The sequence below is a fragment of the Sphingopyxis sp. USTB-05 genome (genome assembly GCF_023822045.1).
In the GTDB taxonomy this organism is placed as follows: Bacteria; Pseudomonadota; Alphaproteobacteria; order Sphingomonadales; family Sphingomonadaceae; genus Sphingopyxis.
On record NZ_CP084712.1, the window covers coordinates 1,512,991 to 1,538,898 of the forward strand.

The window sequence follows — 25,908 nt, forward strand, 5'->3', positions numbered from 1 at the left end:
AATGACCGATTTTCTTCTTGAACTGCGCAGCGAGGAAATTCCGGCGCGGATGCAGGCTGGCGCGCGCGCCGAGCTTGAAAAGCTGTTCCGGGCGCAATTGTCGGCCGCGGGACTGGAAGCGGCCGATCTCACCATCTGGTCGACCCCGCGCCGCCTTGCGCTGATCGCCAAGAGCCTTCCCGAAGCAACCGCCGCGGTCAGCGAGGAACTCAAGGGCCCGCGCAGCAGCGCGCCGCCGCAGGCGCTCGAAGGCTTTCTGCGCAAAACCGGCCTGACGCAGGACCAGCTTGAGGACCGCGACGGCGTCTATTTCGCCGTGATCGACAAGCCCGGCCGGGCAACCGCCGACGTGCTTGCCGAAGCGATCCCCGCGATCGTCCGCGCCTTCGCCTGGCCCAAGTCGATGCGCTGGGGCAAGGAAAGCGCGAGCAGCGAAAGCCTGCGCTGGGTGCGCCCACTTTCGGGCATCGTCGCGATCTTTGGCGAAGAGCTGATCGCGTGTGAAGTTAGCGGGATTTCCGCGGGTTTCGCGACGCGCGGTCATCGCTTCCACTGCCCGGGCGAGATCACGATCGGCTCGGCATCCGACTATGCCGAGAAGCTGCGCGCGTGCCATGTCATCGTCGATCATGAGGAACGCCAGTCGATCATCCGCGACGGCGCCGCCAAATCCGCGGCCGACGCCGCGCTGACGCTGGTCGAGGATGAGGGACTGGTGATCGAGAATGCCGGCCTGACCGAATGGCCGGTGCCGTTGCTCGGCCGCTTCGATGAAGCGTTTCTGGAAGTGCCGCCCGAGGTCATTCAGCTCACGGCGCGCGTGAACCAGAAATATTTCGTCGTGAACGACGCGGCGGGCAAGCTGGCGAACGGCTTCGTCTGCACTGCGAACATCGACGCGGTCGACGGCGGCGCAGAGATCGTTGCGGGCAATCGCAAGGTTCTGGCGGCGCGGTTATCGGATGCGCGTTTCTTCTGGGATCAGGATCGCAAGACTAGGCTCGAAGATCACGCCAAAAAGCTCAACCGCATCACCTTCCACGAAAAGCTCGGCACCGTTGCCGACAAGGTCGAACGCGTCGCGAAGCTCGCCGAATTGCTGGCGAGCGAAGGCATCGTCCCCAACTGCGACCCCGCGCTAGCGCGACAGGCCGCAGAACTCGCGAAGGCCGACCTCGTCACCGAAATGGTCGGCGAATTCCCAGAACTACAGGGGCTGATGGGCGGCTATTACGCCCGCGCCGAAGGCCTGCCTGACGCCATCTCCAACGCGATCCGCGACCATTACAAACCGGTCGGACAGGGCGATGATGTGCCGACGGCGCCGGTAACGGTGGCTGTGGCGCTTGCGGACAAGCTGGATACGCTGCGCAGCTTCTTTTCGATCGATGAAAAGCCCACAGGGTCGAAGGATCCGTTCGCTCTTCGCCGAGCGGCGCTGGGCGTCATCCGGACCCTGACCGAAAATGGGCTGCGCTTTGCGGTCGCTGACGGCGAACTGCTCGACTTCTTCGCCGACCGCCTCAAGGTCCAGCAGCGTGAAGCCGGCGTCCGCCACGACCTGATCGACGCGGTGTTTGCGCTCGGGGGCGAAGACGATCTCGTCCGCCTGCTCGCTCGCGTGAAAGCGCTTCAGGCGTTCATGGCGACCGAGGACGGCACCAACCTGTTCGCGGGTTACAAGCGCGCGGCGAATATCCTGAAGCAGGCAGGCGAGGTGAGCGGCGCCGCCGCTGTGACGCCGCCGACCGATGCCGACGCGATCTTGCTCAAGGCCCTCGACGCGGCCGAACCCGCAGCCTCTGCGGCCGTCGCCGACGAACGCTTTACCGATGCCATGGCCGCGCTGGCCAGCCTCCGCGCTCCAATCGATGCCTTTTTCGATGGCGTGATGGTCAACGATCCCGACGAAGCAATCCGCGCCTATCGCCTCGGATTGCTCGCCCGATTTACCGGCGCGGTGCATGGCGTGGCCGATTTCTCGAAGATCGAGGGCTGACGTTACGGCTATGCGCCTCTCTTTATACCGCACGAAGTAAATCTGAATCGACGATAACAACTCTCCACCCTATCCAGCCGCAACCTCCTCCCCGGGGCAGCAGGAGCATATGATGACGAAGATGGTGCATTTGTTCGGCGGCGCGGCCACGACGGCCGAGCGCTCGAAGGAATTGCTGGGCGGCAAAGGTTCGAACCTCGCCGAAATGGCCTCGATCGGCTTGCCGGTGCCCCCGGGCTTTACGATCACCACTGACGTCTGCACCGCATATTACGCCAATGGCGAGCAATTCCCGGCCGGGCTGGTCGGGGATGTCGCGGCGGGTATCGCGCATATCGAGGGCATCACGGGCAAGAAGTTCGGCGATGCCGCCGACCCGCTTCTTGTGTCGGTCCGTTCGGGCGCGCGCGTGTCGATGCCTGGCATGATGGACACCGTGCTTAACCTCGGGCTCAACGACCGCACGGTCGTCGGCCTGTCCGAAGCCTCTGGCGATCCGCGCTTCGCATGGGACAGCTATCGCCGCTTCGTCCAGATGTACGCCGACGTCGTCATGGGGCTCGACCATGCCGAGTTCGAAGAGGCGCTGGAAATCGCCAAGGAAGACAAAGGCTTTTACCTCGACACCGAGATGTCGGCCGAAGACTGGCAGGCGCTGGTCAAGGAATATCAGGCGATCGTCGAGCGCGAGACCGGCGCACCATTCCCCCAGGAACCGAACGACCAGCTTTGGGGCGCCGTCGGCGCCGTCTTCGCAAGCTGGGAAAGCGACCGCGCGAAAGTCTATCGCCGCCTGAACGCGATCCCCGGCGAATGGGGCACCGCGGTCAATGTGCAGGCGATGGTGTTCGGCAACATGGGCGACACCTCGGCAACGGGCGTGGCGTTCACGCGCGACCCGGCGACCGGTGAGCGCGCCTGGTACGGCGAATGGCTGATCAACGCGCAGGGTGAGGACGTCGTCGCGGGCATCCGCACGCCGCAATATCTGACCAAGATCGCGCGCGAGAATGCCGGTGCCAAGCCGCTGAGCATGGAAGAGGCGATGCCCGAGACCTTCACGGAACTCGGCCGCGTCTTCGATACGCTGGAAACACACTACCGCGACATGCAGGACATCGAGTTCACCGTCGAACGCGGGACGCTTTGGATGTTGCAGACGCGCTCGGGCAAGCGGACCGCAAAGGCCGCGCTCAAGATCGCGGTCGATATGGCGGCCGAGGGGCTGATCACCGAAGAAGAAGCCGTCGGCCGCGTCGATCCGGGCGCGCTCGACCAGCTTCTCCACCCGACGCTCGACCCCAATGCATCGCGCGACGTGCTGACGAAGGGGCTTCCCGCAAGCCCCGGCGCGGCGTCGGGCAAGATCATGTTCGACGCCGACAGCGCCGAAAAGGCGGCAGCGATGGGCGAGGCGGTGATCTTGGTTCGCGTCGAAACCAGCCCCGAGGATATTCACGGAATGCACGCCGCAAAGGGCATATTGACCGCCCGCGGCGGGATGACCAGTCATGCGGCAGTCGTCGCACGCGGCATGGGGCGTCCCTGCGTCTCGGGCGCAGGCGGGCTGTCGATCGACGGCAATGCGCGCGTGTTGCGCGTTGCGGGACGCGAACTGCGCGAGGGCGACATATTGACGCTCGACGGTTCGACCGGCGAAGTGATGGCGGGCGAGGTCCCGACCTTGCTCCCCGAACTGGTCGGTGACTTCGGTACCTTGATGGGCTGGGCCGACAAGGTCCGCCGCATGAAGGTCCGCACCAACGCCGAAACGCCGCAGGATGCGCAGGTCGCGCGCGATTTCGGCGCCGAGGGTATCGGTCTGTGCCGCACCGAGCATATGTTCTTCGACGCTGCGCGCATCACGGCGGTGCGTGAGATGATCCTGGCGGACAGCGAGGACGGCCGCCGTGCGGCGCTCGCCAAGCTACTGCCCGAACAGCGCGGCGATTTTGCTGCGATCTTCGGCGTGATGGCGGGGCTTCCCGTGACGATCCGTCTGCTCGATCCGCCGCTCCACGAATTCCTGCCGACGCGTGAGGAAGATTTCGCCGATGTTGCCGAGGCCGCGGGAGTGGGGATCGAAGCGCTGAAGGCGCGTGCGAACGAACTTCATGAATTCAACCCGATGCTCGGTCACCGCGGCTGCCGCCTCGGCGTCACCTATCCCGAAATCTACGAGATGCAGGCCCGCGCAATCTTCGAGGCGGCGTGTGACGTTGCCGCCGAAACGGGCGCTGCGCCGATTCCCGAAGTGATGATCCCGCTGGTGGCGACGCGCCGCGAATTCGACTTGATGAAGGCAGTCGTCGACACCCAGGCGAAGGCGGTGTTCGCCGAAAAGGGGCGCGAGATCGCCTATCTCGTCGGCACGATGATCGAACTGCCCCGCGCTGCGCTGATGGCTGGCGAGATCGCGGAGACGGCCGAATTCTTCAGCTTTGGTACCAACGATCTGACTCAGACGACGATCGGCATCAGCCGCGATGACGCCGGGCGTTTCCTCACCCAATATGTGGACAAGGGGATTTTCCTGACCGACCCATTCGTCAGCCTTGACGTCGAGGGTGTCGGTCAGCTCATCGAGATCGCGGCGGATCGCGGCCGCGCCACGCGTCCGGCGGTCAAGCTAGGCATTTGCGGCGAGCATGGCGGCGATGCGCCGAGCATCCATTTCTGCGAAAAGACGGGCCTCGACTATGTCAGTGCCTCGCCCTACCGTGTGCCCATCGCACGTCTGGCGGCAGCTCAGGCGGCGCTTAAAAGGGGGTAGGGCGCATGAAGAGCTGGCACCGCTATGCTATCACTCTGGTGGGCGGATTAGCGGTGGGGCTCGGGGGCGCATGGGCGCTTACCAACGGCGGCCTTGGCGACGGAGGGATCCGGAACGGGCCGTGGACGACTTCGCTCGGTTACGGCACGAAGGCCACCGACCCGCTGACGCGCGCCATGGTCGCGCGCTCAGGCCTGCTCGCGCTGCCTGCCAAGGAAACCATCTATTGGATGGCGAAAAGCGATGCGGCCGGCGCGCCGCTCGACGGCAATTGCCGTTACAGCCTGTCGGGAAAGCCGCTCGATGCGCGCTGGTGGAGCGTGACGGTTTATGACGACAAAGGCTATCTCGTCGATAATCCGGGGCGCATATGGTCGGTCAACGGCGCCAATGTCGCGCTCGACGGCAAGGGCGAGTGGCGCGTCACCATATCGCCCGAAAAGCCCGCGGACGGTGCCTGGCTGCCCGGTATAAAGGGGCAGCCCTTCCAACTGACGCTTCGTATGTATAATCCCGGCAAGGCATTCCGTGCGAACCCGGCGAAGGCCGCGCTGCCGCGCCTCGTCAAGGAGGGGTGCTGAGATGCGCAAATGGCTTGGTCCCATCCTCCTCGGCCTGGTCTTCGCAGCGGCGACGGCATGGGCGGCGATCGCATATATTCCCTATGGGCTGATGAATGTCGCGATGGACCGGCTGGGGCAGGGGGGCGTCAACAGCATGTCCTACGGCAATCTCGCGACGCCCGAGCGCCAGCCCGTCGTGCGGCCCAGTCCCGACCTTGCCTATTCGAGCTGTCCCTATGATCTGTCGAAGGGGCCGGTGGCCATCGACGTGGCGCCGGCACCGGGGCGTTACAGCTCGCTCAGCCTATTCGACGCCGCGACCGACGTCATCTTCGTGCGCAACGATGTCGAGGCGGGCGGCAAGCCATATCGAATCATCGTCGCACGTCAGGGGCAGGCTGTTCCCGCGGGCGCCGAAATTGTCCGTACGAGCCATGATCGCGGGATCGCGCTGATCCGGCTTCTGCTGAAAGATCCCACGGAAATTGGCGCCCTCGACGCGGTCCGCCGCCAATCGTCGTGCCGGACGGTCACAAATCCGAAATAGGGGGTTGCGCCCCCGCCAAACGGGTCTTAAAGGCGCCTCTCCACGCACCCGTAGCTCAGCTGGATAGAGCATCAGACTACGAATCTGAGGGTCGGACGTTCGAATCGTTCCGGGTGCGCCATTCCCCTCCTGCCATTGTCCCCTGCGGTCGGAAGAGCGGGTTTCTCACCATCCATATAGAACGAAGCGGGCTTCGGGTCGGCGTCAGCTTGACGGCGTCGGCGAGCGGCCGCGTCAAACACTGTCAGCGGGCCGCATCTTGCTGTAAAGAGCCGCCGGATCGTCAAATTCGCAAGATACACCCGATATCCGGAGACAGTGCAGATGGCGGACGAGGTCGAGCTGAAACTCGAAATTGCGAGCGAAGACGCGGAAAAATTCGCTGCGTCGGATTTGCTGGCGGGCGCCGCCAAGAGCGTGCGCCAGATATCGATCTATTTCGATACGCCCGATCATGACGTCGCGAACGCTGGCTTTTCGCTCCGTATCCGCCGGTCGGGAAAGAAGCGGATACAGACGATCAAGGCGGATGGTGCCAGCGCCGCCGGCCTTTTCATTCGATCCGAATGGGATCGCGCGGTGGAAAGCGACACGCCGGTCCTCGACTATGCGACGCCGCTGCCATCGCTGCTCGGCGACAAGGTCGATGCCATCATCCCGGCCTTTGAAGTGGAGATCGACCGCCGAAAATGGAACATCGTCGAAGGCGACGCGATCATCGAACTGGTCCTCGATCGCGGCCAGATCACGGTCGGCGATCGCCGGTCGCCGGTGTGCGAGATCGAACTTGAGCTGAAGGCGGGCGATCCCGCCGCGCTTTTCACTTTCGCACGCCGGATCGACGCTATCGTGCCCATACGCCTTGGGGTCCTGAGCAAGTCGGAGCGCGGTTATCGGCTGATCCAGACGGCACCGTCAAAGGTTTCGGCGCATGCCGTGACACTCGGCGGCGACACCACGGCTGGAGAGGCGCTTGGGCTGATTGTGCAATCGTGCATCCGGCAGTTCCGGCTCAACGAAACCCTTCTGCTCGCCAACCGGAATGCGGACGCGTTGCATCAGGCACGCGTGGCGCTGCGCCGCCTTCGGTCGGCCTTCTCCATCTTCAAGCCGATGATCGGAGATGCGGCCATGGATTTGCGAGCGGAATTGCGTTGGCTGGCATCGGAACTGGGCAATGCGCGCGATCTCGACGTGCTGTTGAAGCGTGCCGAGGGTGGGCCGTTATATGAGCGGATCGCGGCGATGCGCGAAACCGCCTACGACCAGGTGTGTGAACTCCTCTCTGCCACGCGGGCGCGCTCGCTGATGTTCGATGTGACGGCGTGGATCGCGACGGCGAATTGGTCGGAGGAGGCTGGGGGTGAGCGTCAGGCCAACCGGCCAGCGCGCGACTTTGCGGCGAAGGCGCTCGATCGGTATCGGCGAAAGGTCAAACGCAAGGGACGCAATCTCGCCGCTCTCGATGATGAAATGCGGCATGAGGTACGGAAGAGTGCGAAGAAGCTGCGTTATGCAGCAGAGTTCTTCACCCCCTTGTTTGAGCGCAAAGGCGAGAAACGGCGGTACAAGCGCTTCATCAAGACGCTTGAGGCGTTGCAGGACCAGCTCGGCGCGCTCAACGATCTTGCGACCGCACCTGCTCTGTTGACCAGGCTTGGCATTGCGGAAAGCCCCGGCGCGGACGAATTGGGCGGCAATGGCAAGCGAGCAAGGCTCGTCGAAGCCGCAGCGGATGCGTATGAGGATTTCATCGACACCAAACGGTTCTGGTAAGCACGCCGAACGTAACGGCTGACACGCATACCACCGCATTTTGAAACGCGGGGGTATGCGTGTCGAGCTTTATCCCGGACTTGCGCCTACATCTTGAAGCTGGCGCGAACGTAGTAGTAGCGGCCAGGCAGGTCGTAAGCGGTCGGATCGAAATTGTTGAGGTCGCAACTGATGCAGCCGGGCGCCTTAACGTTGAACAGATTGTTCACGCCGAGCGCAAAACCGAATGCGTCGGGCGCATCTTCCGGAAACCAGCGCAGCTGGAAATCGGTGTAGAAGCGCGCCTTCATCCGATTGTCGTCGGCGAGCGGTTCGCGGATCGCCGAAACGTAGCGGCCGGTCAGCGTCGCGCCGATCGATTTGCCGTCCCAATCGAGGATGCCGACCGATTTCCATTTCGGGAAAGTCTGGCTGGGGCTGCCCTGCTCGGTCCCCTCGCGGCTGACGACGAGGCGGCCGTCGGCGGTTGGCACGATCACATCATATTTGGTCAGGATCGTGTTGTTCCAGGTAAAGCCGAACCGGCCAGCGGACGTCTCCTGCGTCCGATATGTCAGGTTGAGGTCGATGCCTGTGGTTCGGATTCCGGCGATATTCTGGAGCAACCCTTCGACAAAGGTAAGCTGGCCGCCCGGCGCGCGGGTAACGAGCGCGCAAGCATCGGAGTCATTTTGTCCGACGCATTGCGCCAGCGTGATTTCGGCATTCACCGACTGGATCGCGCCCTTGATCTTGATGTCGTAATAATTGCCCTCGAACGACAGGCCGGGAATAAAGCCCGGACTATAAACGCCGCCGAAGATCCAGCTACGCGAGCTTTCGGGTGCCAGATCCTGATTGCCGCCGACAAGGACCGAGATTTGCGGGTTGGCCTGCGCATAGCCTGCGGTCGGTACGCCTTGCGCGATGCAGTTGGCGCGGACGGTCGTGTTGTTACTCCAGTTCTGGCCCGCGGTGGTGGAGGTAGAGCAGGGATCGTTGATCGACTGGTCGAAGCGCGACTGGGTACCGAACAATTCGCCGATCGATGGCGCTCGGAAGCCCTCGGCATAAGAAGCGCGCAGGCGCAGATCCTGTACCGGTTTCCAGTTCACGCCGCCCTTCAGCGTCGTCGTCGAGCCCGAGGTCGAATAATCCGACCAGCGCACGGCACCAGTCAATTCGAGCAGGTTGAAGAAGGGCGTATCGGACAGGATCGGGGCGCTGAGTTCGGCATAGGCTTCCTTGACATTATAGCTGCCGCGCGTCGGCAATGCCGGGATATCCGAGCTGAAGCCCGCCGCGACGATCGGGTCGGGGTCGAAGCTGCCTTTCAGTTTTCGATATTCGACCCCGATCGCGACCCCGAACGGGCCGCCGGGCAGGTCGAACAGGCTGCCCGTCACGTTCGCCGAGGCGCTGAAGGTCGACTGGCGGCTGCGATCACGCTGGTCGAACATGACATAGTCGAGCATCGGCTGCGTGATCGAGCCGACCCCGCCGAAGATGTTAAAGGGCACGCATTCGCCGGTACAGTCGGCGACCGGCCCGAGCGCGCGGCGCAGGCGGTCGGAGTTGATATTGCCGTACATCGTCTGCTTGGCCTTATTGCGGCCATAGGCGGCATTGACGTCCCAATACCATTTGCCGCCGCCGACATCGAAGCTGCCATCGAGCGTCGCGACGCCATAGATCGTCGTTACCGACTGATTGAACCGACGCGGGCCGCCCTCGACGAAACGACGATAGACGAAATCGGTGTTGGTCGAATCGAGCGTTACCCCGAATGGATTATAGGGGTTGCTGGCGTCGACGGTGATCGCGTCGAGCACCGGCGTCAGCCCCGCGGCAACGCCGAAGCCGAAGGGCAGGGGGGCCGCCTGGTTCTTCGACTTGCGCTGATTCCATATGCCGCGGACCGAGAAGTTGATGCTGTCGCTGAGTTCCTGCCGGGCATTGACGAAGGCGCCATATCGCTCGACCGGGATTTGCAAATAGTTGAACGGGCCGAAATTGAAGCGGTCCGCATCACCGAAAGCCTTGAAATCGCTTGCCGGATCGGTCGGATTTCCAGCGTTATAGACCGGATTGCGGCCGATTACCGGGCCGCGCAGCGTCAGGTCGTTGCCGAAAACTGCGAAGCGGCCGAGCGGGACGAAGCCCGAACAGCCGCCGTCAAGGCAGGTGTCCGAATAGGGCGCCGGGAAGCGCGAGATATCGCGGCTGCCGGCAAGGACGCCGCTTTGATGGACATAGTTTGCGCCGACGACGATCTGTGTCGGCCCACGGCCGTTGCCCCAGCTGACCTGCGCACTCTTGGTAAAGCCATCGCCCTGGCCATAGCCGCCGACCTGCGCGCTGGCGCGAAGCCCTTCCTGGTTGCGCTTGGTGATGATGTTGACGACGCCGGCGATCGCGTCCGAGCCGTAGATCGCCGAAGCCCCGTCTTGCAGCACTTCGATCCGTTCGATCGCGCTTTCGGGGATTGAGTTGAGGTCGGTCGAGCCGGGGACGCCGCTGGCCGATGCGCCGTTCACATAACGGATGCCGTCGACGAGCACGAGGACTCGGCGCGACCCGAGATAGCGCAGGTCGATTTCGGCCGCGCCGGCGCCGACGCCGCCGCCGTCGGGCGGGTTGCCGAGGTTGCCGCTGTTGTTGAACTTGCTGTTGAGACCGCCGCCCGAACTCGGCAGGCGCTGGAGCACGTCGTTGACCGAGTTGAGGCCGGTCTTTGCGATATCCTCCTGACCGATGTGGGCGATCGGGGCGTCCTGATCGAGCGGGTCGCGGCGGATGCGCGAGCCCGTGACGACAATGGTTTCGCCAGACGCTTCCGCCGCACTATCCTGCGGTATTTGTTCCGATTGCTGTGCGTTGCCGGGCGAAGCCCCTGCCAAGGCCGCTGCGATGGCGATGCCGGCCGTTCCCGACCGGGCAAAAAGCTCGAACTTGGTCATCATCCTCTCCTCCTGTTATTTTTCAGGCATATGTCGTGGGTCGGCGGACGGAGTCCGGCGACCGCATCTGCAACGCTTGCGAAAAGGATTAGGGTGAGCGGAAAGCGACGGCGCGACACGAATCGCGCAAGACTGTGGCCTGAAGGTCACAGTGTGCCGGGCTATTGGATGGATGGCGGAGCGGGAGGTATTTAGAATATAATTGTATGTATTTGATATACTTTTCTAAATACTGTTGCTGCTTGTTCGGTCCCACGCAAGTCTCCCTGCGCGTCTGAATTCATCATTCAGTCCGTAAAACCCATATGCCAGATTACGCCATTGCTGTCTAACATTATCTATTCGTCGCCGGAGTGTTGTGACCGGAATTGTTAGACCTACATCGACCTGTGTAGTTCATTACAGCGGCAGTCGAATCCTCGCCCGTAGGTAATCATCGGCTGAGAGTGAATACGCTTCATATCTCGGCGGGGATGTCGTCACTTGCTTAACCGACGATTTAACCGGCATGATGGCGGATATGGCCGCCGACAAGACTGTTCCACCCGACGATATTAGCGAAGCCGCGATGGTGGCCGCCATACCCGGCTTTGGCCTTTCAAAACTGGCGGAATATGCCCAACGCCTTGGACAAGATCCCGACCCTCGCAGCACGCTTCGGGAAACGCAGCAAGCGTTGCTCCGTTTTCTTGCGGTTCGCGAGCCCGCCGCTTTCCTAGCGCGCACCGGCCTTTATGTAATTGAGCAGAGCTCGCGGACTTCCACGGATATAATCTTTGAACAATCCGAGGCTGAACTCCTCCAAGGCCTCGCTCTCACCGTGGCGAACGCGCCCCCAGTACCAACTGCTCCCAACTCTTTGGTTCGCGGCTGGGACTTGGCGCAGCGCAATCTGCGCGCCTTCGCCAATGTTACTGGCGAGACTATTGATCCGAACGATCCGATTACGCGCATCGTTGCCCAAGCAAGAGTTCAGACGCTCTACTATCGAAACTTCTTCAGCAGCGACGACGCCAAGGACATTTTGCCAACCCTGCTGCAGCCGCTTGATCGCCTGTCATTGGAACGTCTCGGCTATCTTCTTTCAGACCTCGCAGCGGCGTTGTTCGATCTCTTAGAGAAAATCGGGAGTCGTATCAGTGATTTCGATGCGGCTACGGAATTTTGGCACGGACGCGTCGACGAGGCCAAGCTTTCGGCGGTTCTGGAGGCGGTCCCGATGCTCAAGCGGGCTTGGCGCTTTTCGGAAGGACGTCCGACAGCCTCGCGAAGCCAATGCGCGTTCCAGCTTAGCGAAATGGCGTGGGCGCCGATTTTTACTTTCTCCCAGAGCGAGCTTCGGCAGTGGTACGGCGACCCAATCGCTGAGGCGCTGACGCGCTTGTCGCTTCGGTTCGGTGACCTCGCGGAGTTTGATCTCGAAAAGCTGTACCTCGATAGTCCGGTCCGTGAACAACCATTTGTCCGGCTCGATAATGACGCGCTGTTCCTTCCCATACCCGGTCTGCTTGTCAGCTTTCCCTTTCTGATTATCGAACGCCTCATTCGTGGTGATGCGGCACTCGAAGCTTCATATTCCGCCGCGCGCGCCCGATATCTAGAGGATGCAGCTGAAAAGATTTTTCGAACCGCACTCCCATCAGCCAAAATCTACCATCCTGTGCGATGGAAGGATCCAGATACCGGCGCTGTGTTCGAAAACGATCTCTTCGTCATGCTCGGCAACCACATATTTCTGATCGAATCGAAGTCCGGAAAGGTCAAAGCAGCTTCGCGTCGCGGCGGCCCGGACAGCTTGCGAAAGAACTTTAAGCAGCTCTACGTGGAGCCCGGTATTCAGGCCCGTCGGCTAGAGGCCCTCTTGCGCAAGGGCTCCGAGGCGGCGAACCTCTTGCGCGACGGAAAAGGACGGCCGTTAGATATTGATCTATCCCGCCCCGTGATCGTCCACAGCTTCGGTGTCTGTCTCGAACATTTTGCGGCAATTACGAGCAATCGGGAGCAGTTCGAAACGCTCGGCCTGATTGAGCCCGACGAACCTTGGTCTCCGATCCTGTCTCTCGGCGAGCTGAGAATGATCGCCGCTCATCTCGATACAGAGGTTTCATTCTTTCATTATCTGACCCGTCGCGCGACCATAGAAGAACAAATCAGCTTCCATGGCGATGAGCAAGATTTGCTATCCATGTACCTTGTTAACGGCTTCCAGCTTGATGCAGACGCGCTCGCTGGCCGACAGGTTAGATTTGGCATGGCTGACGCGCCAGTGCGGGGGCCCAAGGTGGCGCGGGAGGACCGAACCGAATTTGCGACGCCGGGTGTTGAGCTGCCATCCTCGTGGCGGCGGGTCGCCGCCGAGCTTTACGCCAGCGATAATCGTAATCGTTTTGATATGCTCGAAACGATCATGAACCAGCATCCCGGGGCACTCGCCGGTCTTGAGAAGCGAGCGCGAAGTTACCGTTCTGGTGCGCGAGGTGGTGCCGATGACTTAGCTGTGATGCGCTACAAGATCGGCGATCGCACCTTTGTCCTCGCGCAACTTCTAAGTAGGAAGCAGTTCGAGTCAGAGATGGACTGGCATGAACATGCTCGCGAGATCGCTGGCGGGCTTCAAAGTCAATTCGGCGCGACCGAGTGCGTCGTCGTGCTGCGGGCTCGAAAGTCGCGAGCGGCATTTGACGCGATCAGCTTCTTTCGCATGGTGAGGCGGCGCCGGTTGCCATAAGCAAAGCCGCGATTTTGCAGTGCTGGTGGGGCGATTACTGGGGTGGCTGCGCGGACGCGCGCAGGGCGGGCGTGGCTCCGATTTACCGGGGCGAACTGGGATACCGCGAAGGCTTAGACGCTGACGCGGACGGAGTAGCGTGTGAGCCCTACCGGGACAATAGGACAGAGTTTCAGTAAGTTTGGCCGTTTGCAGTCAAGCCGCTTTGCAACCACCGCAGCAGTTGAAGCGAGCCTTTTGTTCAACGGCCTGCCAGTGCAAGTTGAGAGAGCGGAACGCACTTTTCTCTCGCTACAAACTGTGTGTGGAGCGCTTCTGATGGCAGCATATATAGTATGTGTAGTGGCAAGGATTCCCCAGCGGAACGGAGCTCACTTTTGACCTCGGACAAATGCAAGCCGCCGGGACCGATGATGAGAATGTCGATATCCGCCCCGACCCCTGCTACGGTCGAACCGAACATGTAGGCCTCAAAATGCTCTAACGACGGGCAAGACGCCAGGAGGTGGATCGCAACCTCGTTAGCCGACATTATTCCCGCGCCAGTCGCTCTCTCAATTCGTTCCATAGCATCACCTCGCACCCCAACTCTCTTCCGGCTTCGTTCGCTTCGGGCTGCGGCGTGCCATTCGGATTGATGTTCCAGATGATGTCGACCGGTCCAAAACGATCCCACAACGTCCGAACCTGATCAGCGGTCGGCTCGTAATCGGCTATCATCCCAATACGCAGTTCCTCGCCGTTCCTTAGCGTAACCCGGTGAATTCGGTCGAACTCCCGATCGACGGTCACGACAGGGCCATATTGCCGAAGAAGCCGATCCGAGAATTTGTAGACCTTGTGCTGAGCGGAGTTGGCGTTGCCGTCGAGCACCGCCGAACCCAATGTGCCGAAACTGCCCCAGCCTACCCGGTTCTCCTCGAGAAACCGTATCGCCTCGCCCTCCCACACACACTCCGCGCGGTAACCGCACAAGAAATCGAGTCCCTCGACGCTGTTCCGGTAGTCGACCGCAGTGGCCTCATCGACATTTGCGGCGGCCGTAATGGCCGCGACGACGTCGGGCCGATCCTCGGTTACGATCCGGATTACTTCACCGCCAAGATGCTCCGCCCGCGATCGACCTTCTTTCGCAAAATTGGCGAGCGCATATTTGACCTGCCAGTTCATGCGAACATCTCCTTCATCGACGCCGGAAAGCGGATGGCGCGACCGGAGACGCCGCATATGTGCCTCTCAGACAAGCCACGAACATGCTCCTGATACTCAGCGAAGGTGCGACGTTCCTCCTCCGTGGCAAGGCCGAGATTGGCCTCAATGATTGCCAAGGTGCGATAGTGGTTGGGCAGGATCACGCTTCTCATCCGCTCGTCCCACGCAGGAGCGGTGGCCGATTCCGGGTCATACTCAAAGTCCGAACCTTCCTCCGGCGCGAACTTCTCCCAAATGGCCCGGTTCTCGGCCATAATGCCGGCAACCGCAGCTCGCGCATGCTCGCGATCGTCGTAAGCCCGGATGCCTTGTTTGTGTGCCAGCCGCGCGAGATGATTGGCCTTCCAATCAAGGAGGACATTCCGCGGATAAGCCTCGGGATCCTTATCAATCTTCGTATGGCAGGTCGGACACAGCAGGATGAGGTTTTCGAAGGCATCGGGATCGAAGTCGTCCGCCGGTCGGTCGCCATGGCGCGGGCCTGCATCGCCATGCGGAATAACGTGCGCCATTTCGGCGATGTGCTTATCACCACCCATTTCCGCCGGAAACAGGGCTTCCAAGCAGTCGGGTTTCTGGCAGAAGCCCGCCGCATCCGAGAATAGGTGCAGTCGAGTTGCCGCCGGTATCGCCTTTCTTTCCGCCATTCAAATTCCCCCCTCTTTTGCCGCCACGCATATAGGAATGTCTGCTACCCGCGTCAGCATATGAAACTATTCTCGCGGCCAGCAATCCACGTCAGCTCTTCTGACTTTACGGGTTGGGAAGCCGGAATGCGTCCTGCTCCAACTAGCGATAGGCCTTCCGCACGCGGTTTCGTAAGCAGATATTATAAAGGCGCGAAGCTGCCTAATCCCGCTCGAAGAGGGGAATAGAGGAGTATTCGTTGGCCGCGCGCTCGCTGCGAGATTGCGGCCCAGACTTTGGGACTCTGCGCTGATCGCTGCGGGGTCGGATCGGCGTCGCCGTCCGGCTGGTAGAAGTTCCGCGCTGCCGCTCAATCAAGTTGCGAAGGCTTTCCGTCAAGACCAAGGTCGCGGTGCCCATCTTCACGATCTCGACATCGCCTCTCGCAATGAGCAGATAGAGTGAACTGCGACTTAGGCCCGTAAACCGACATGCGTCGGGTACCCGCATGCTGATGGGCTCGATTGCAAGTGGTGACGATGGTGATGGGGCAGGGGACTGGAAAGGCATAAAGGCGCTCTCGCTGGAACGGTGGCGGGACGGCCGTAAGGGGCGCCGCCCCGTCGCGCTCGATTATCCAGATTTGTGCTGTGCCATTCCACACGACGTTTGTACGCCAACGCCTGTTTTCCTACGCCCGGCTGCCACACCTCGGCCGAATGGATACCTTTGATTGTCGCTGGACGGCTCGGCATACGGAAGGATCGCCACGCATTCTCGGACGCGGACGGAGTGCCGGTGATAGCGGCAATAGCCCAGAGGGCGGGGGCGCCAGGTCACCCCGGCGCCGGTTCAGCGTTGCCAATTCGCGCGCGGCTCATCCGCCCCTCGCGTCATTTTCATCCGCCATGTTCTTGTCCAGCGAGAGTGCGATGTGCAGCCTCGGAAAATCGCAGAAAAGCGTCAGTTTACGATAGCGAGGCAGCGCGCGCTGCCGGATCGCACCCTCGAAATGTGGCGGAAAAGCGCTATGCACCCGTGCGTAAGGTGTGTGATTATGAAATGTGGGTCCGATGCGTAGCATCGCGGCCCGAAAAATCGTGCGGGGCTGCGAAGAAAGCCTAGGGGCGATTGACCGCTTTGGGGTGGGCATGCGCGGTGCCCCCATTGGCAAAGCGCAGCATGTTATGACGTGGTGGCACGGCCACTTTTGTCAGCATCGACAGATTCATTCGTTGACGATTCAGGTAAAGTTGCTCCCTCCCGTGCTTTTCCAGCCTTGATAGCTGCCTCCTCAGCATGTGTCGCGGAGACTTTGAGAACCTCAAGGAACGTCGTTCCAATTGAAAGCGGCACGTAAATGCAGACGAAAATCAGGCCGATCACCAGAGAGGCGCGTTCTGTGCTAAGTTTGCCCAGATCGGAATCTTGAAATCGCGACATATCGCGTAAAAGAAAGCCGCTAGTGACGAGACTAAAGCTCGAGACCGCTACAAGCGCAGCTTGGCCTTTATAGTCGAGTTCATTTAGATGATAATAGGATAGCCCAGCATACATCACTCCAACGAGGAGTGAAAGGCCGATCCCGACGGCAATTCTATTCAACGATAGCCCCCCACAGACCGTTATCAGGAAGGCCGATTATGGCTGTTGAGCCAAGTAAATCCTAGCCCGGTCAGAACGCTCAACCCCAATGCTGGCAAAGCGGCGAGGCCTGCTGTCGCTGCCGCCGCAAATGCTCCGATCATTGCTGGCAACCCGTTCCGCACTAACGAACTTTTCGCAAAAGGGTGACGCAGTTCAGGGACTTCAATTGTTGCCGCCGCGCCGGGTGCGATTTCGGCGAACTCAAAGTGAACAGCCGCTGGCGGGACTCGGTATGAATGGGCCATATGATTCTCGGCAGGCGCGTCACCTAGCTCTGGGAGCGATGTCAATTTTTGTTCAATCATGGTGGCTACCTTTCATCAAAGATAGGCGAAGGCAAAGGTTGCTTCAAGCCATTCCGTGCGGTTCTCGTGATCCGCATTCGATCCATCGTGATAAGGATAGATCATCCTTCTGCGTATGCGTCCTCATAGTCGGGGTCGTACCGGTCGCATTCGCGAGGAAGACCGTCGCCGTTGAACATCTCTTCGGGGTCCGTCTTCATCATCTGCTCGCCGAGCAGCTTGCAGACGGCTTTGTGATCGCGTTTGAGATCGCTCCGGTAGCTCATTCCTTGCAGCAGCAGATAATAGGCTAAGGCAATGGTGACGATGTACGCTTCGCGGGACGGCTCTTTGCCTTTGATCTGGAATCGAAGAAACAGGAAAAGCCCGGGGCCGAAGGCGACGACCAGCGGCCAAAACCCCAATATTTCTGTCCAAATCCGTTCCATAGGTTGACCTCCGCCGCGCCCGCTAGCGCGACTTATATGCGCAAGCGGGAAATTCTTTTGCATCGAGTCTAATCGAAGTAGAAATAGCTCAATATGCTCCGACTGCTAAACCGCCATGAAGAGGTCGTCTTCGATCACATTTCCGAAGTCGGGAATAGGTACGGGCTTTCGGTTTACCCGAAGGTACGGGTTGCCGATGTGATAAATCTCGATGCCGTGGGCATCGACTTTTCACATAAATCATTCGGATTGCGGGCGCATTTCGATTTCACCATTTCGCGTGGATACGACCCGCTTTATGCCGTTGAATTTGACGGACCAAGTCACCTTACGGATGTGCAGCGTGAGCGCGATGGAAAAAAGGACAGGCTTTGCCAACTGAGCGGCCTGCCGATCCTTCGAGTGAACAGCCGCCACATAACCCAAGATTTCGGCGAGCTGACATTACTCGCATGGATCATGGAAACCTACGAGATGCAGTGTGGCTTTTACGAAGCGCAGGAGCGCGGGCAAATACCTTTTGATGAACCATTTGATCCATTCAATTTGATGACGATGCAGGACGGCAAATTCGTTCATCCGCTTTTTCTCAGCGAGAGCCATCGTCGGCAGATGCGGCTGCTAAAAGAGAGCGGCCGACTGCAAGATTTTGCTTCGTCCGGCATAATTGCGGATAGTATCGACGGCACCATGCGCGGGCTCGAATTCATCCGCGTCAGCCCAACACATGGCCTTCGCGTAGAAACGGCGATGCGAGCGCAACAGTTTCCAATTCTGTTTAGTGACCTTCTCGGCGAAATTTTGGTGATCCAATTGATGGAGCGAATCGCTGCATACCTTGCCGGCGAGATATCCGCCGAGCCGCTCGTTACTATCGATCAGCGGATTAAACATATCCAAGCGAAATGCAGGATGCGATGCAGTCATTCGGTCAGCAGCCTAGCTCGTGAACAGGCGGCGACTTAGATCGATCAACAAGGAAGGGAAGTGCGTGTGAAAGACGATGGATATGCCGATGCCGCGGATCGTGCATGGAGCTTCAGCGGTAGTCTCATTTCCGGGCTGAACCTGTCCGCGACAATGATGACAATTCTCGTCGCGAAGGGCGTTCTTACCAAGGACGACGCACTATGGGCAATCGACGAGGCTGCGGCCAGTTCGGCGAACATGGATTTGCCCGAGCCATATGCCAGCGGGATCGCGGGCACTTTCGCTCGCATCCGATCATCGTTTGATATGGCGTTCTAACTGAATTGGTGCCCAGAGGACTGGGCCTCTAGTCGTCATCGACCGCCGAAGCCTGAACAATTCGGATTGGCGCAAAGGAGGCCGGTGGATAGGGGCCAATGACTTGCCGAAATGAGAACCGACGATGAGAAAGACTTCGAAAATCAGGGAGCCAAATAGGAAGGCAAGATAAAAAACGTGCCAGCTTCGGGCCCAAGATGGTCGGTTTTCTGCGGCTTTGAGCGTATGGCACGGCGCGAAAATGCCATACCCGGCGCGCGAAACGGCGCGCAACCGCGCGCATTTCGTATGGCATTTGGACAATCAGGGGCGAATTGATGCGGTTGCTTCGAGCTGCGCGATCCGCTCCGAGCAGATCGCGTGGACCGCGCGGCCGAGCTCCTCGACGCAGCCGCCGAGCCACGTCAGCTCCTCTTCGGTGATGCGGTAATGCTTCGAATAACGGGCCTTCACATAGGCCTCTTTCAGCTTCTCGAACCGTGCTCGACCCTCGCGGCGCTCGCGCGGCCAAGCATCAACCAGTCGCATGTCGATGCGCTCAGCCTGCGTGCGCAGGAAGGCGAGATTGTGCACGTGTGGCGTGTAGAACGTGCAGGCCAACAAAACGCAGTGGTAAAGTCTCTCGGCCGACTGGTGAAGAATGAAAGCTGCTTCCTTCGGGCGCCTCTGGCCGATGAGATCCCGCGAGGTGTTCAAATAAACTATCGCGCTCGGATACCACTCGTCGAAATACTCCCGTGCCATCGCCAGCGCCTGCTCGGGCGTCTTGGGCTTCGGGGTGTGAAGCGGTTTGTCGTCATATTCGTAGAGCGCGATGCCGTCGCGCGCGACGTCCATGAAGAAATAACGCCCATGGGCCAGCCCGTCGTTCACCTCCTGCAAGGTGTGAACGATGAAGTTGACCGGCGTCTTGAGCGTCTTGTCGATCGCGAGTTCGCGAATGAGCCGGTCTTCGAGCTTGCCCCAAAAATCGACCTTCTCGGTGAGGCGCTTGTCGTTGACGATGATGAGAAGGTCGAAGTCCGAGCGGTATCCCTTGGCGGTGTGCGGCTCGTCGACCCAGCCGCCGCGGGCATAGCTGCCGTACAGGATGACCTTGTCGATCCGGCCCTTCTTCTTCCAGCCCATAGTGCCCAGCGCGATGGCATCTTCGAATTCTTCGAAGACGATCGCTTTAACGCGTTCGAGCTCGCGCTGCTTGTTGGCGGGAAGATGGTCGAGGTCGGTTTTCATCGCTGGCGGCACCCTGTCGGCGCGGCAGCTGATTGGCAAGGTCTAGGCGGCCTTATCGCCTCCAGAATTGCCACCACCTGCGGTTCTTTCTCTCGACCGACTGGGCGATGATCCGCAAACTGCGGATCAGCGCCTCCTCGACCTCGGCTACGCTGACGCCATGGCGCTCGGCGAGCTGGCGATAGCTTAGCTCCTCGACCCGGTGCCCGAGAAAGATCGCGCGGTCGACCTCGTCGATGCGATCGACTGCGCGTTCATATTGGCGGAGCAGGTATCGCCGCGCGCGGGTGTAGCGGCTCATCGCCTCCTCCCGTCGCAATAGTTTGCCCAATCCTCCATCATGAGACGGCGCTTTTCGAGGAGATTGCCCCGCCGGTAGGCCGCCTCAACCTTGTTGGCGACGGTATGGGCGAGGGCGGCTTCGGCAACATCGCTCGGGTGGTTCGTTTCCTCGCTCACCCAATCGCGGAACGATGAGCGGAACCCATGCGCCGTGTATGGCTCGCCCATTTCCTTGAGCAGCTTGGTCAGCGTCTGATCCGACAGCGGGCGATTGCGCCGCATGCCGGGAAAGACAAGGTCGCATCCCTTGATCCGCAACCGCGCGCACCGCTCGACGATGCGCAGCGGGCGGCGGGTGAGGGGAACCACATGCTCCCGATATGCCTTCATGCGGTCCTTGGAGAGCTTCCACAGGCCCTTTTCGAGGTCGAACTCTCCCCATGTGGCGCCGCGAACCTCGCCCGACCGTGCCGCCGTGAAAATGGCAAATTCGAGGGCGAGGCGGCTGAACGAGTCCCGCTCCCGGAGGCGCTGCACGAAGGCGGGCACATCCTCATATGGCATCGCTGCGAAATGATTGTCCCGGCGTGGCTGGCGGGGCAGACCCTTCGTGATTGCCCGCATTGGCGCGTCTGTTTCGCGGTAGCCAGACGCATAGGCCCAATCCAGCACGGCACCGACGCGCTGCCGGACGCGGCGCGCCGTCTCGGGCTTGGCTAGCCATATTTCCGCAAGCAGGTCGCGGATCATAGGACCGTTGATCTGATCGACCTTGAATTTGCCGATATGCGGAAACGCGTAGAGTTCGAGTGTCCGCGTCCACTGCGCGTGATGCTTACCGTTGCGCCATGTCTTCGAATGGATTTCGTAGGTCTTGGCGGCGGCTTCGATGAAGGTCGGCACGGCCTGCCGCTTGCGCCGCTCGAAATGCGGGTCGATGCCGATCTCGACCTGCTCGCGGATTTCCTGCGCCAGCTCGCGCGCCTGCGCCAGACTGACTTTCTGGCAACTGCCAAGACCGAAGTCCCGGCGTACACCGTCCTTCTGGACCCGGCACACCCAGCTGCTGGTGCCTCCCGGCCGATCGAGCCGGACGAGTCCGTCGCCAAGGCTGACCCGGCGCTGTTTGCCCTTGGGCTTCGCGAGCCCGTTCGAAGGGTTTTCCCCCCTTGAATCATAAGATTTAGTCCCACATTGGCAAAAGTGTCGGACTGGACGATGTGGGACGCACAGGGATGCGAAGCGCCCTTCAAACCCGCAGCTAAGCTGGGGTCTTGGGGACGGTTCGGGAGAGAGTGGGATTAGAACTTGGCGGAGCGGGAGGGATTCGAACTCAGGCCGTAAGTGGCTGAAATCCTTGTCCTCGCGGCTGCGCTTTCGCGTAAAATACCATGGAATATACCACGGCAGGTCGCTCGAAAATTCTCGCCTGAAATCAGAGGCTTGTCGCTTCAGTTCGACGGAGGCCCTCTCTATCGAACCCTCTATACATTGGCAACCAAAATCGGCGTGATTTTGGTCTGCGATGCAGGCGGAATCGAGGCGGTCACCGGGCCTAAACTCGCCAGCCGAATATCGGTCCGACAGCTTATTTTTGCCGTATGACCAGCTCCTTTCCGGCGTAGCGGGCCGGGCTGATGCGCTCGACGCGCTGCGTGCGGCGTCCCGCCTTGTCCATGAAGCTGACCTCGACGGTTACCGGCTCCATCGATGCAAGGCCGAAGTGGAGCGGCTGCGTGCCTTGCGAATTATAGCCTTCGCCGGTCGAGACCTGGCGCGTCGCGAGGATCTTTCCGGAAGCGTCGTAGAGGCGGACCTCGGCGCCCATGCGGGTGAAGTGTCCGGCCTTGTCGAGCACGCGTACCGAGAGGCTGCGGCGCGCAGCCGCCTTGCCGAGATCGTTGTGGAACAGGAAATGGCCGCCGGTGTCGGTATATCCGCGCGTCACCGAGAGATCGAGCGCACCATCGCGATCATAGTCGATCCACTGGACTCCATGATCGGCGACGTCGAGCGCCGAACCGGCGGGCAGGATATTCTCGAATCCTTTGCCGCCGAGGTTGCGGTAGAGCCGGTTCGCGGGCTGCTGCGCACCCGACTTGCCGGTGTAGGCGGCAACGAAGAGGTCGAGCCAGCCGTCATTGTCGAAATCGCCCCAAGCGGCTCCGACCGCGTGATTGTCCTCGGCGAGGCCGAGCGCCGGGGCGACATTCTCGAAGCTGCCGTCGCCCTTGTTTCGGTAGAGGATGTTGACCCCGTAGCTCGCGACGAACAGGTCGAGGTGGCCGTCATTGTCATAGTCGCCGACCGCGCAGCCAACGCTGCCTTCGGTGCGTGGGCGGCCCGGGCGGTCCATGCCGAGCGCGGGAGCAACGTCGGTGAAGCGGTCGCCGTCGTTCCGCCACAGCGCGTCGTTGGCGCCCGACTGGTTGGCAAGGAAGAGATCGAGGTCGCCGTCGCGGTCGTAATCGAACCAGCAGGCGCCGACGGTCGGCCTTGGATCGTCTCCCGCCTGGTCCGCGGGGACGCGCACGAAGCGGCCTGCGTCCTGGCGATAGAGGGCGTTGGGCCCCGAACGGTTCGCGGCGAAAAGATCGAGGTCGCCGTCATTGTCGAAATCGACCCAGCTCGACTGGCGCGCCGAGCGTCCGGCGGCAACGGGATCGGCGGTTTGTGCGACGAAGCGGCGGCCGCGATCGTTGCGGAAGAGAAGGTTCGCGGCATCCTCTTCGGTGGCACCCGCGTAGAGATCGGGCCAACCGTCGCCATTATAATCGCCCCAGGCGAGGCCGCGTATCTCCGCACCCGAGACGGGAAGGCCCATCATGGCGCCGATGCTGGTGAATCGGCCCTTGTCGTTGCGATAGAGGCGAATCTCGCCGCTCTCGAGCGAGACGGCGAGATCGAGGTCGCCGTCGCGATCGAAGTCGGCCCAACTGTTCGACAGCGACCCGGGCAGGCTGAAGTCGGCGGTCTGGACGGGCGTAAAGGCCGGGCCGGTCGCCCCGGCCGCCCCGCCGCCGGCAATACCGGTCGACAGGACGGCCCAGGACAGGATCCGCATCAGTTCATCGCGCATGATACGGACTCCAGTGGATGGTCTTGATCAGAAATCGAGCGAGATCCGACCATAATAATAGCCGCCATATTGGCCGAACGGTCCGGCGCCATAGGGGGCGAGCCCGATGGTGTTGGCGACGGTCGTGCGGTCGGGATAGACGTCGAAGATGTTATAGGCGCCTGCGGCGACCCGCAACTTCTCGGTCACGCCGTAGGACACCTCGAGATCGGTGATCCACTTGGCGCCGAAGCTCTGGTCGCTGACGGGCAGGCCGCCGACGAGATTATCGAGCGACTTGAACTTGTCGTAGCGGGTTTCCTTGAGGTTGATCGCGAACGGGCCCGATTCGAAGTTGGCGCCGAGGATCAGCTTCGTCTTGGGAGCCGAAGTGAACCAGCCCTGGGTACGCCGGTCGAACAGGGTCAGGCCGAGGCCCGAAAGTTCGCTCGGATTGGGCGCGATCTTCCTGATGTCGGTATCATTATAGTTGAAGCCGACGCTCGTGCGCAGGCGTCCGGCGCTGCCGACATCGAACGCATAGGTGCCGACGACGTCGACGCCGCGCGTGCGGGTGTCGACGGCGTTGGTGAAGAAGCGCACCGACTGGTCACCCGAGAAGCCGTTGGCGATCAGGATGTTCCGGATCCCCGTGCCCGACAACAGGCCGGTGAGGGTGATGCGGTCGTCAAGATCGATCTGATAGGCGTCGACCGAGAGCGAGAGGCCCGACGCCGGCGTCAAGGTGAAGCCGAGGCTGAAGTTCTTCGACTTTTCGGGCTTGAGCGGCTGCGCGCCGAGGGCCTGTGCGACCGCCGAGTTCGTCTTCACGATCTTGGTGAGCACCGGGATATAGACGCCTCCGACGAGGTTGATCGACGTCGAGGTCTGCGCGAAGTCCTGCTGCGCGAGCGACGGTGCGCGGAAGCCGTTGCTGAACGCGCCGCGGAACGCGAGCCAGTCGGTGACTTCGTAGCGCGCGCTGACTTTGCCGCTGAAGACGCTGCCCGAGCTGTCGTCGAAATGCTCGAAGCGACCCGCCGCGGTGACGAGGAAGCGCGGGCTGACGTCGAGCGCGAGGTCGACATAGCCGGCCCAGATGTTGCGGTTGATGTCCGCGGCATCTTCGGGGGTGACGACGATCGCACCCTGCGCACCGACCTGTGCCGGGCGTCCGGCGAGCGGACCGGTCGGGTAGAAATATCCCCCGGCCCGGTAGCTGTCGACGTCGAGCGGCTTGGTGACGTAATTCTCGTAGCGATATTCAGCGCCAAGCGAGACCTGGAGCGCCGTCTCTCCACCCAGTTCGAAGCGGCGCGTCAGGTCGAGATTGTTCGTCCATTGGTCGAACGCCGAGCTGAAAGTCTTGAACTCGGTCGGGCTCGACGGGCCGATCGACGCGTTGAGCGTGTTTTCGGCTCCATTCTTGGCATAGTTGCGGCCATAGGTGCTGCTGAGATCGATGTTCCAGCCGGCCGTCTCGCCGCGCAGGCCGCCGGTGAACTGGAAGTCGGTTTCCTGCAGCGTGTAGTAAGGCGTGAAACCGTCGGGATAGATTTCGATGATATTCTGGTTGCTGTTCGGGCGGCGGCCGGCCTGGCCGACGCGCGCATCGCGGTAACCGAAGGTGCCATCCGAATAGAAGGTGACGTTGCCGAGCGGCAGGACGAGCGTTTGCGCGACCTTGACGTCCTTCACGTCGGGAAGGCCGCCCTGATAGGTGCGGCGGTTGGCGGTGAGTTCGCGCGGATCGGGCACGCCGCCGGCGAGCGGGAAATAAAGCGCCCCGGTCACATCGGTGTTGCGCACGGCGGCGTTGGCCTTCTTGCCTTCGACCGACAGGGTGAACGAGCCGCCATCGCCGACCGCGAAGCCGTGCGATACGCTGCCCGAGATGGTTTCGCCGTCGCTGCCGCTGCCGTCGCGGCCATAGCGCTGGCCGGCTTCGAGCGTCGCCTTGCCCCCCGAGTCATTGGTCTTCAGGATGACGTTGATCACGCCCGCGATCGCATCCGAGCCATATTGCGCCGAGGCACCGTCGCGCAGCACTTCGATGCGCTCGATCGCGCTCGAGGGAATGAGATCGAGATCGACCGGATTGCCGCCTTGCGAGGTTGCGCCCGAGTTGAAGTCGATGATCGAGCTGTTGTGGCGGCGCTTGCCGTTGACGAGCACGAGCACATGGACGCCCGACAGGCCGCGAAGGCCCGCGGGACGCGTCAGGCTGTTGAACGACGAGCTGCCCACGGTCGTCGACTGGAAAGACGGCACGAGCTGGGTCAGCGCATCGCGGAGCTGCATGCCGCCGCCGAGCTTTTCGAGGTCTTCGCCGCCGATCACGTCGATCGGGGTCGGGCTCGAAATCACGGTGCGCGCCTGGCCGCGGGTGCCGGTGACGATGATTTCCGACGCGGGCGCCGAATCGCTGGCCTCATCGGCCGGCGCATCCTGCGCGAAAGCGGGCATGGACATGGTGGCGGCGACGCAGGACGCCCCCATCAGCAGTCTCGTATATGTTTTCATGGTCTTGCTCCTGAACACGG

At 61.2% G+C, this 25,908-nt stretch carries 20 protein-coding genes and 1 tRNA gene; 10 read left to right on the plus strand and 11 right to left on the minus strand.

What is annotated here, in order from left to right:
- Position 1 precedes the first annotated feature (1 nt).
- From glyS to KEC45_RS06770, 6 genes are all read left to right on the plus strand, one after another.
- Positions 2 to 1,999 carry a glycine--tRNA ligase subunit beta gene (glyS, locus tag KEC45_RS06745; protein ID WP_252171703.1) on the plus strand — a complete coding sequence of 666 codons (1,998 nt, stop codon included), beginning with the start codon at positions 2 to 4 and terminating at the stop codon, positions 1,997 to 1,999.
- A 112-nt stretch (positions 2,000 to 2,111) separates the two neighbouring features.
- On the plus strand, positions 2,112 to 4,772 hold the full coding sequence (gene ppdK / locus KEC45_RS06750) for a pyruvate, phosphate dikinase (protein WP_252171704.1): 2,661 nt from the start codon (positions 2,112 to 2,114) through the stop codon (positions 4,770 to 4,772).
- Between the two features lie 5 nt (positions 4,773 to 4,777).
- Entirely contained in the window at positions 4,778 to 5,353 is a 576-nt protein-coding gene (locus tag KEC45_RS06755) for a DUF1214 domain-containing protein (RefSeq protein ID WP_252171705.1), read from the plus strand.
- Position 5,354: 1 nt separating this feature from the next.
- A complete protein-coding gene (locus KEC45_RS06760) occupies positions 5,355 to 5,882 on the plus strand; it encodes a DUF1254 domain-containing protein (RefSeq protein WP_252171706.1) in 528 nt (175 codons plus the stop codon).
- Positions 5,883 to 5,926: 44 nt separating this feature from the next.
- Positions 5,927 to 6,003: transfer RNA gene (locus tag KEC45_RS06765), tRNA-Arg, on the plus strand.
- Positions 6,004 to 6,206: 203 nt separating this feature from the next.
- Complete coding sequence (locus KEC45_RS06770; protein WP_252171707.1) at positions 6,207 to 7,658, plus strand: CHAD domain-containing protein; 1,452 nt, start codon at positions 6,207 to 6,209, stop codon at positions 7,656 to 7,658.
- An 86-nt stretch (positions 7,659 to 7,744) separates the two neighbouring features.
- Here KEC45_RS06770 and KEC45_RS21860 read toward each other — a convergent pair whose 3' ends face one another.
- A complete protein-coding gene (locus tag KEC45_RS21860; RefSeq protein WP_302851616.1) occupies positions 7,745 to 10,600 on the minus strand; it encodes a TonB-dependent receptor in 2,856 nt (951 codons plus the stop codon).
- A 517-nt stretch (positions 10,601 to 11,117) separates the two neighbouring features.
- Here KEC45_RS21860 and KEC45_RS06790 point away from each other — a divergent pair.
- Together KEC45_RS06790 and KEC45_RS06795 are read left to right on the plus strand one after the other, a co-directional pair.
- Positions 11,118 to 13,325: a nuclease-related domain-containing protein gene (locus KEC45_RS06790; RefSeq protein ID WP_252171708.1), complete on the plus strand. Its 2,208-nt coding sequence runs from the start codon at positions 11,118 to 11,120 to the stop codon at positions 13,323 to 13,325.
- Between the two features lie 71 nt (positions 13,326 to 13,396).
- Entirely contained in the window at positions 13,397 to 13,504 is a 108-nt protein-coding gene (locus KEC45_RS06795; protein WP_252171709.1) for an excalibur calcium-binding domain-containing protein, read from the plus strand.
- Between the two features lie 352 nt (positions 13,505 to 13,856).
- On the opposite strand, the gene KEC45_RS06800 is transcribed toward KEC45_RS06795, so the two are convergent.
- From KEC45_RS06800 to KEC45_RS06825, 5 genes are all read right to left on the minus strand, one after another.
- Positions 13,857 to 14,495, minus strand: coding sequence for a hypothetical protein (locus tag KEC45_RS06800; RefSeq protein WP_252171710.1), 639 nt, complete (start codon positions 14,493 to 14,495; stop codon positions 13,857 to 13,859).
- A complete protein-coding gene (locus KEC45_RS06805; RefSeq protein ID WP_252171711.1) occupies positions 14,492 to 15,184 on the minus strand; it encodes an HNH endonuclease signature motif containing protein in 693 nt (230 codons plus the stop codon). Before KEC45_RS06805 ends, KEC45_RS06800 begins: the two co-directional genes overlap by 4 nt.
- 1,165 nt (positions 15,185 to 16,349) lie before the next feature.
- Complete coding sequence (locus tag KEC45_RS06815; protein WP_252171712.1) at positions 16,350 to 16,769, minus strand: hypothetical protein; 420 nt, start codon at positions 16,767 to 16,769, stop codon at positions 16,350 to 16,352.
- A gap of 23 nt (positions 16,770 to 16,792) precedes the next feature.
- Positions 16,793 to 17,116: a hypothetical protein gene (locus tag KEC45_RS06820; protein WP_252171713.1), complete on the minus strand. Its 324-nt coding sequence runs from the start codon at positions 17,114 to 17,116 to the stop codon at positions 16,793 to 16,795.
- 101 nt (positions 17,117 to 17,217) lie between these two features.
- Complete coding sequence (locus tag KEC45_RS06825; protein WP_252171714.1) at positions 17,218 to 17,544, minus strand: hypothetical protein; 327 nt, start codon at positions 17,542 to 17,544, stop codon at positions 17,218 to 17,220.
- A gap of 93 nt (positions 17,545 to 17,637) precedes the next feature.
- On the opposite strand from KEC45_RS06825, the gene KEC45_RS06830 reads away from it, so the two are divergent.
- Positions 17,638 to 18,510, plus strand: a complete 873-nt coding sequence (locus KEC45_RS06830; RefSeq protein WP_252171715.1) for a DUF2726 domain-containing protein — start codon at positions 17,638 to 17,640, stop codon at positions 18,508 to 18,510.
- A 27-nt stretch (positions 18,511 to 18,537) separates the two neighbouring features.
- Positions 18,538 to 18,792, plus strand: a complete 255-nt coding sequence (locus tag KEC45_RS06835; protein WP_252171716.1) for a hypothetical protein — start codon at positions 18,538 to 18,540, stop codon at positions 18,790 to 18,792.
- Between the two features lie 303 nt (positions 18,793 to 19,095).
- On the opposite strand, the gene KEC45_RS06840 is transcribed toward KEC45_RS06835, so the two are convergent.
- From KEC45_RS06840 to KEC45_RS06860, 5 genes are read right to left on the minus strand one after another with little or no spacing between them, the layout of a single operon-like run.
- Complete coding sequence (locus KEC45_RS06840; protein WP_252171717.1) at positions 19,096 to 20,025, minus strand: nucleotidyltransferase and HEPN domain-containing protein; 930 nt, start codon at positions 20,023 to 20,025, stop codon at positions 19,096 to 19,098.
- A gap of 52 nt (positions 20,026 to 20,077) precedes the next feature.
- A complete protein-coding gene (locus tag KEC45_RS06845) occupies positions 20,078 to 20,326 on the minus strand; it encodes a sigma-70 region 4 domain-containing protein (RefSeq protein ID WP_252171718.1) in 249 nt (82 codons plus the stop codon).
- On the minus strand, positions 20,323 to 21,894 hold the full coding sequence (locus KEC45_RS06850) for a tyrosine-type recombinase/integrase (RefSeq protein ID WP_368389969.1): 1,572 nt from the start codon (positions 21,892 to 21,894) through the stop codon (positions 20,323 to 20,325). The genes KEC45_RS06845 and KEC45_RS06850 overlap by 4 nt, the downstream gene beginning before the upstream one ends.
- A 1-nt stretch (position 21,895) precedes the next feature.
- Complete coding sequence (locus tag KEC45_RS06855) at positions 21,896 to 23,386, minus strand: VCBS repeat-containing protein (RefSeq protein ID WP_252171720.1); 1,491 nt, start codon at positions 23,384 to 23,386, stop codon at positions 21,896 to 21,898.
- Between the two features lie 27 nt (positions 23,387 to 23,413).
- Positions 23,414 to 25,888, minus strand: coding sequence for a TonB-dependent siderophore receptor (locus KEC45_RS06860; RefSeq protein ID WP_252171721.1), 2,475 nt, complete (start codon positions 25,886 to 25,888; stop codon positions 23,414 to 23,416).
- Positions 25,889 to 25,908: the final 20 nt, after the last annotated feature.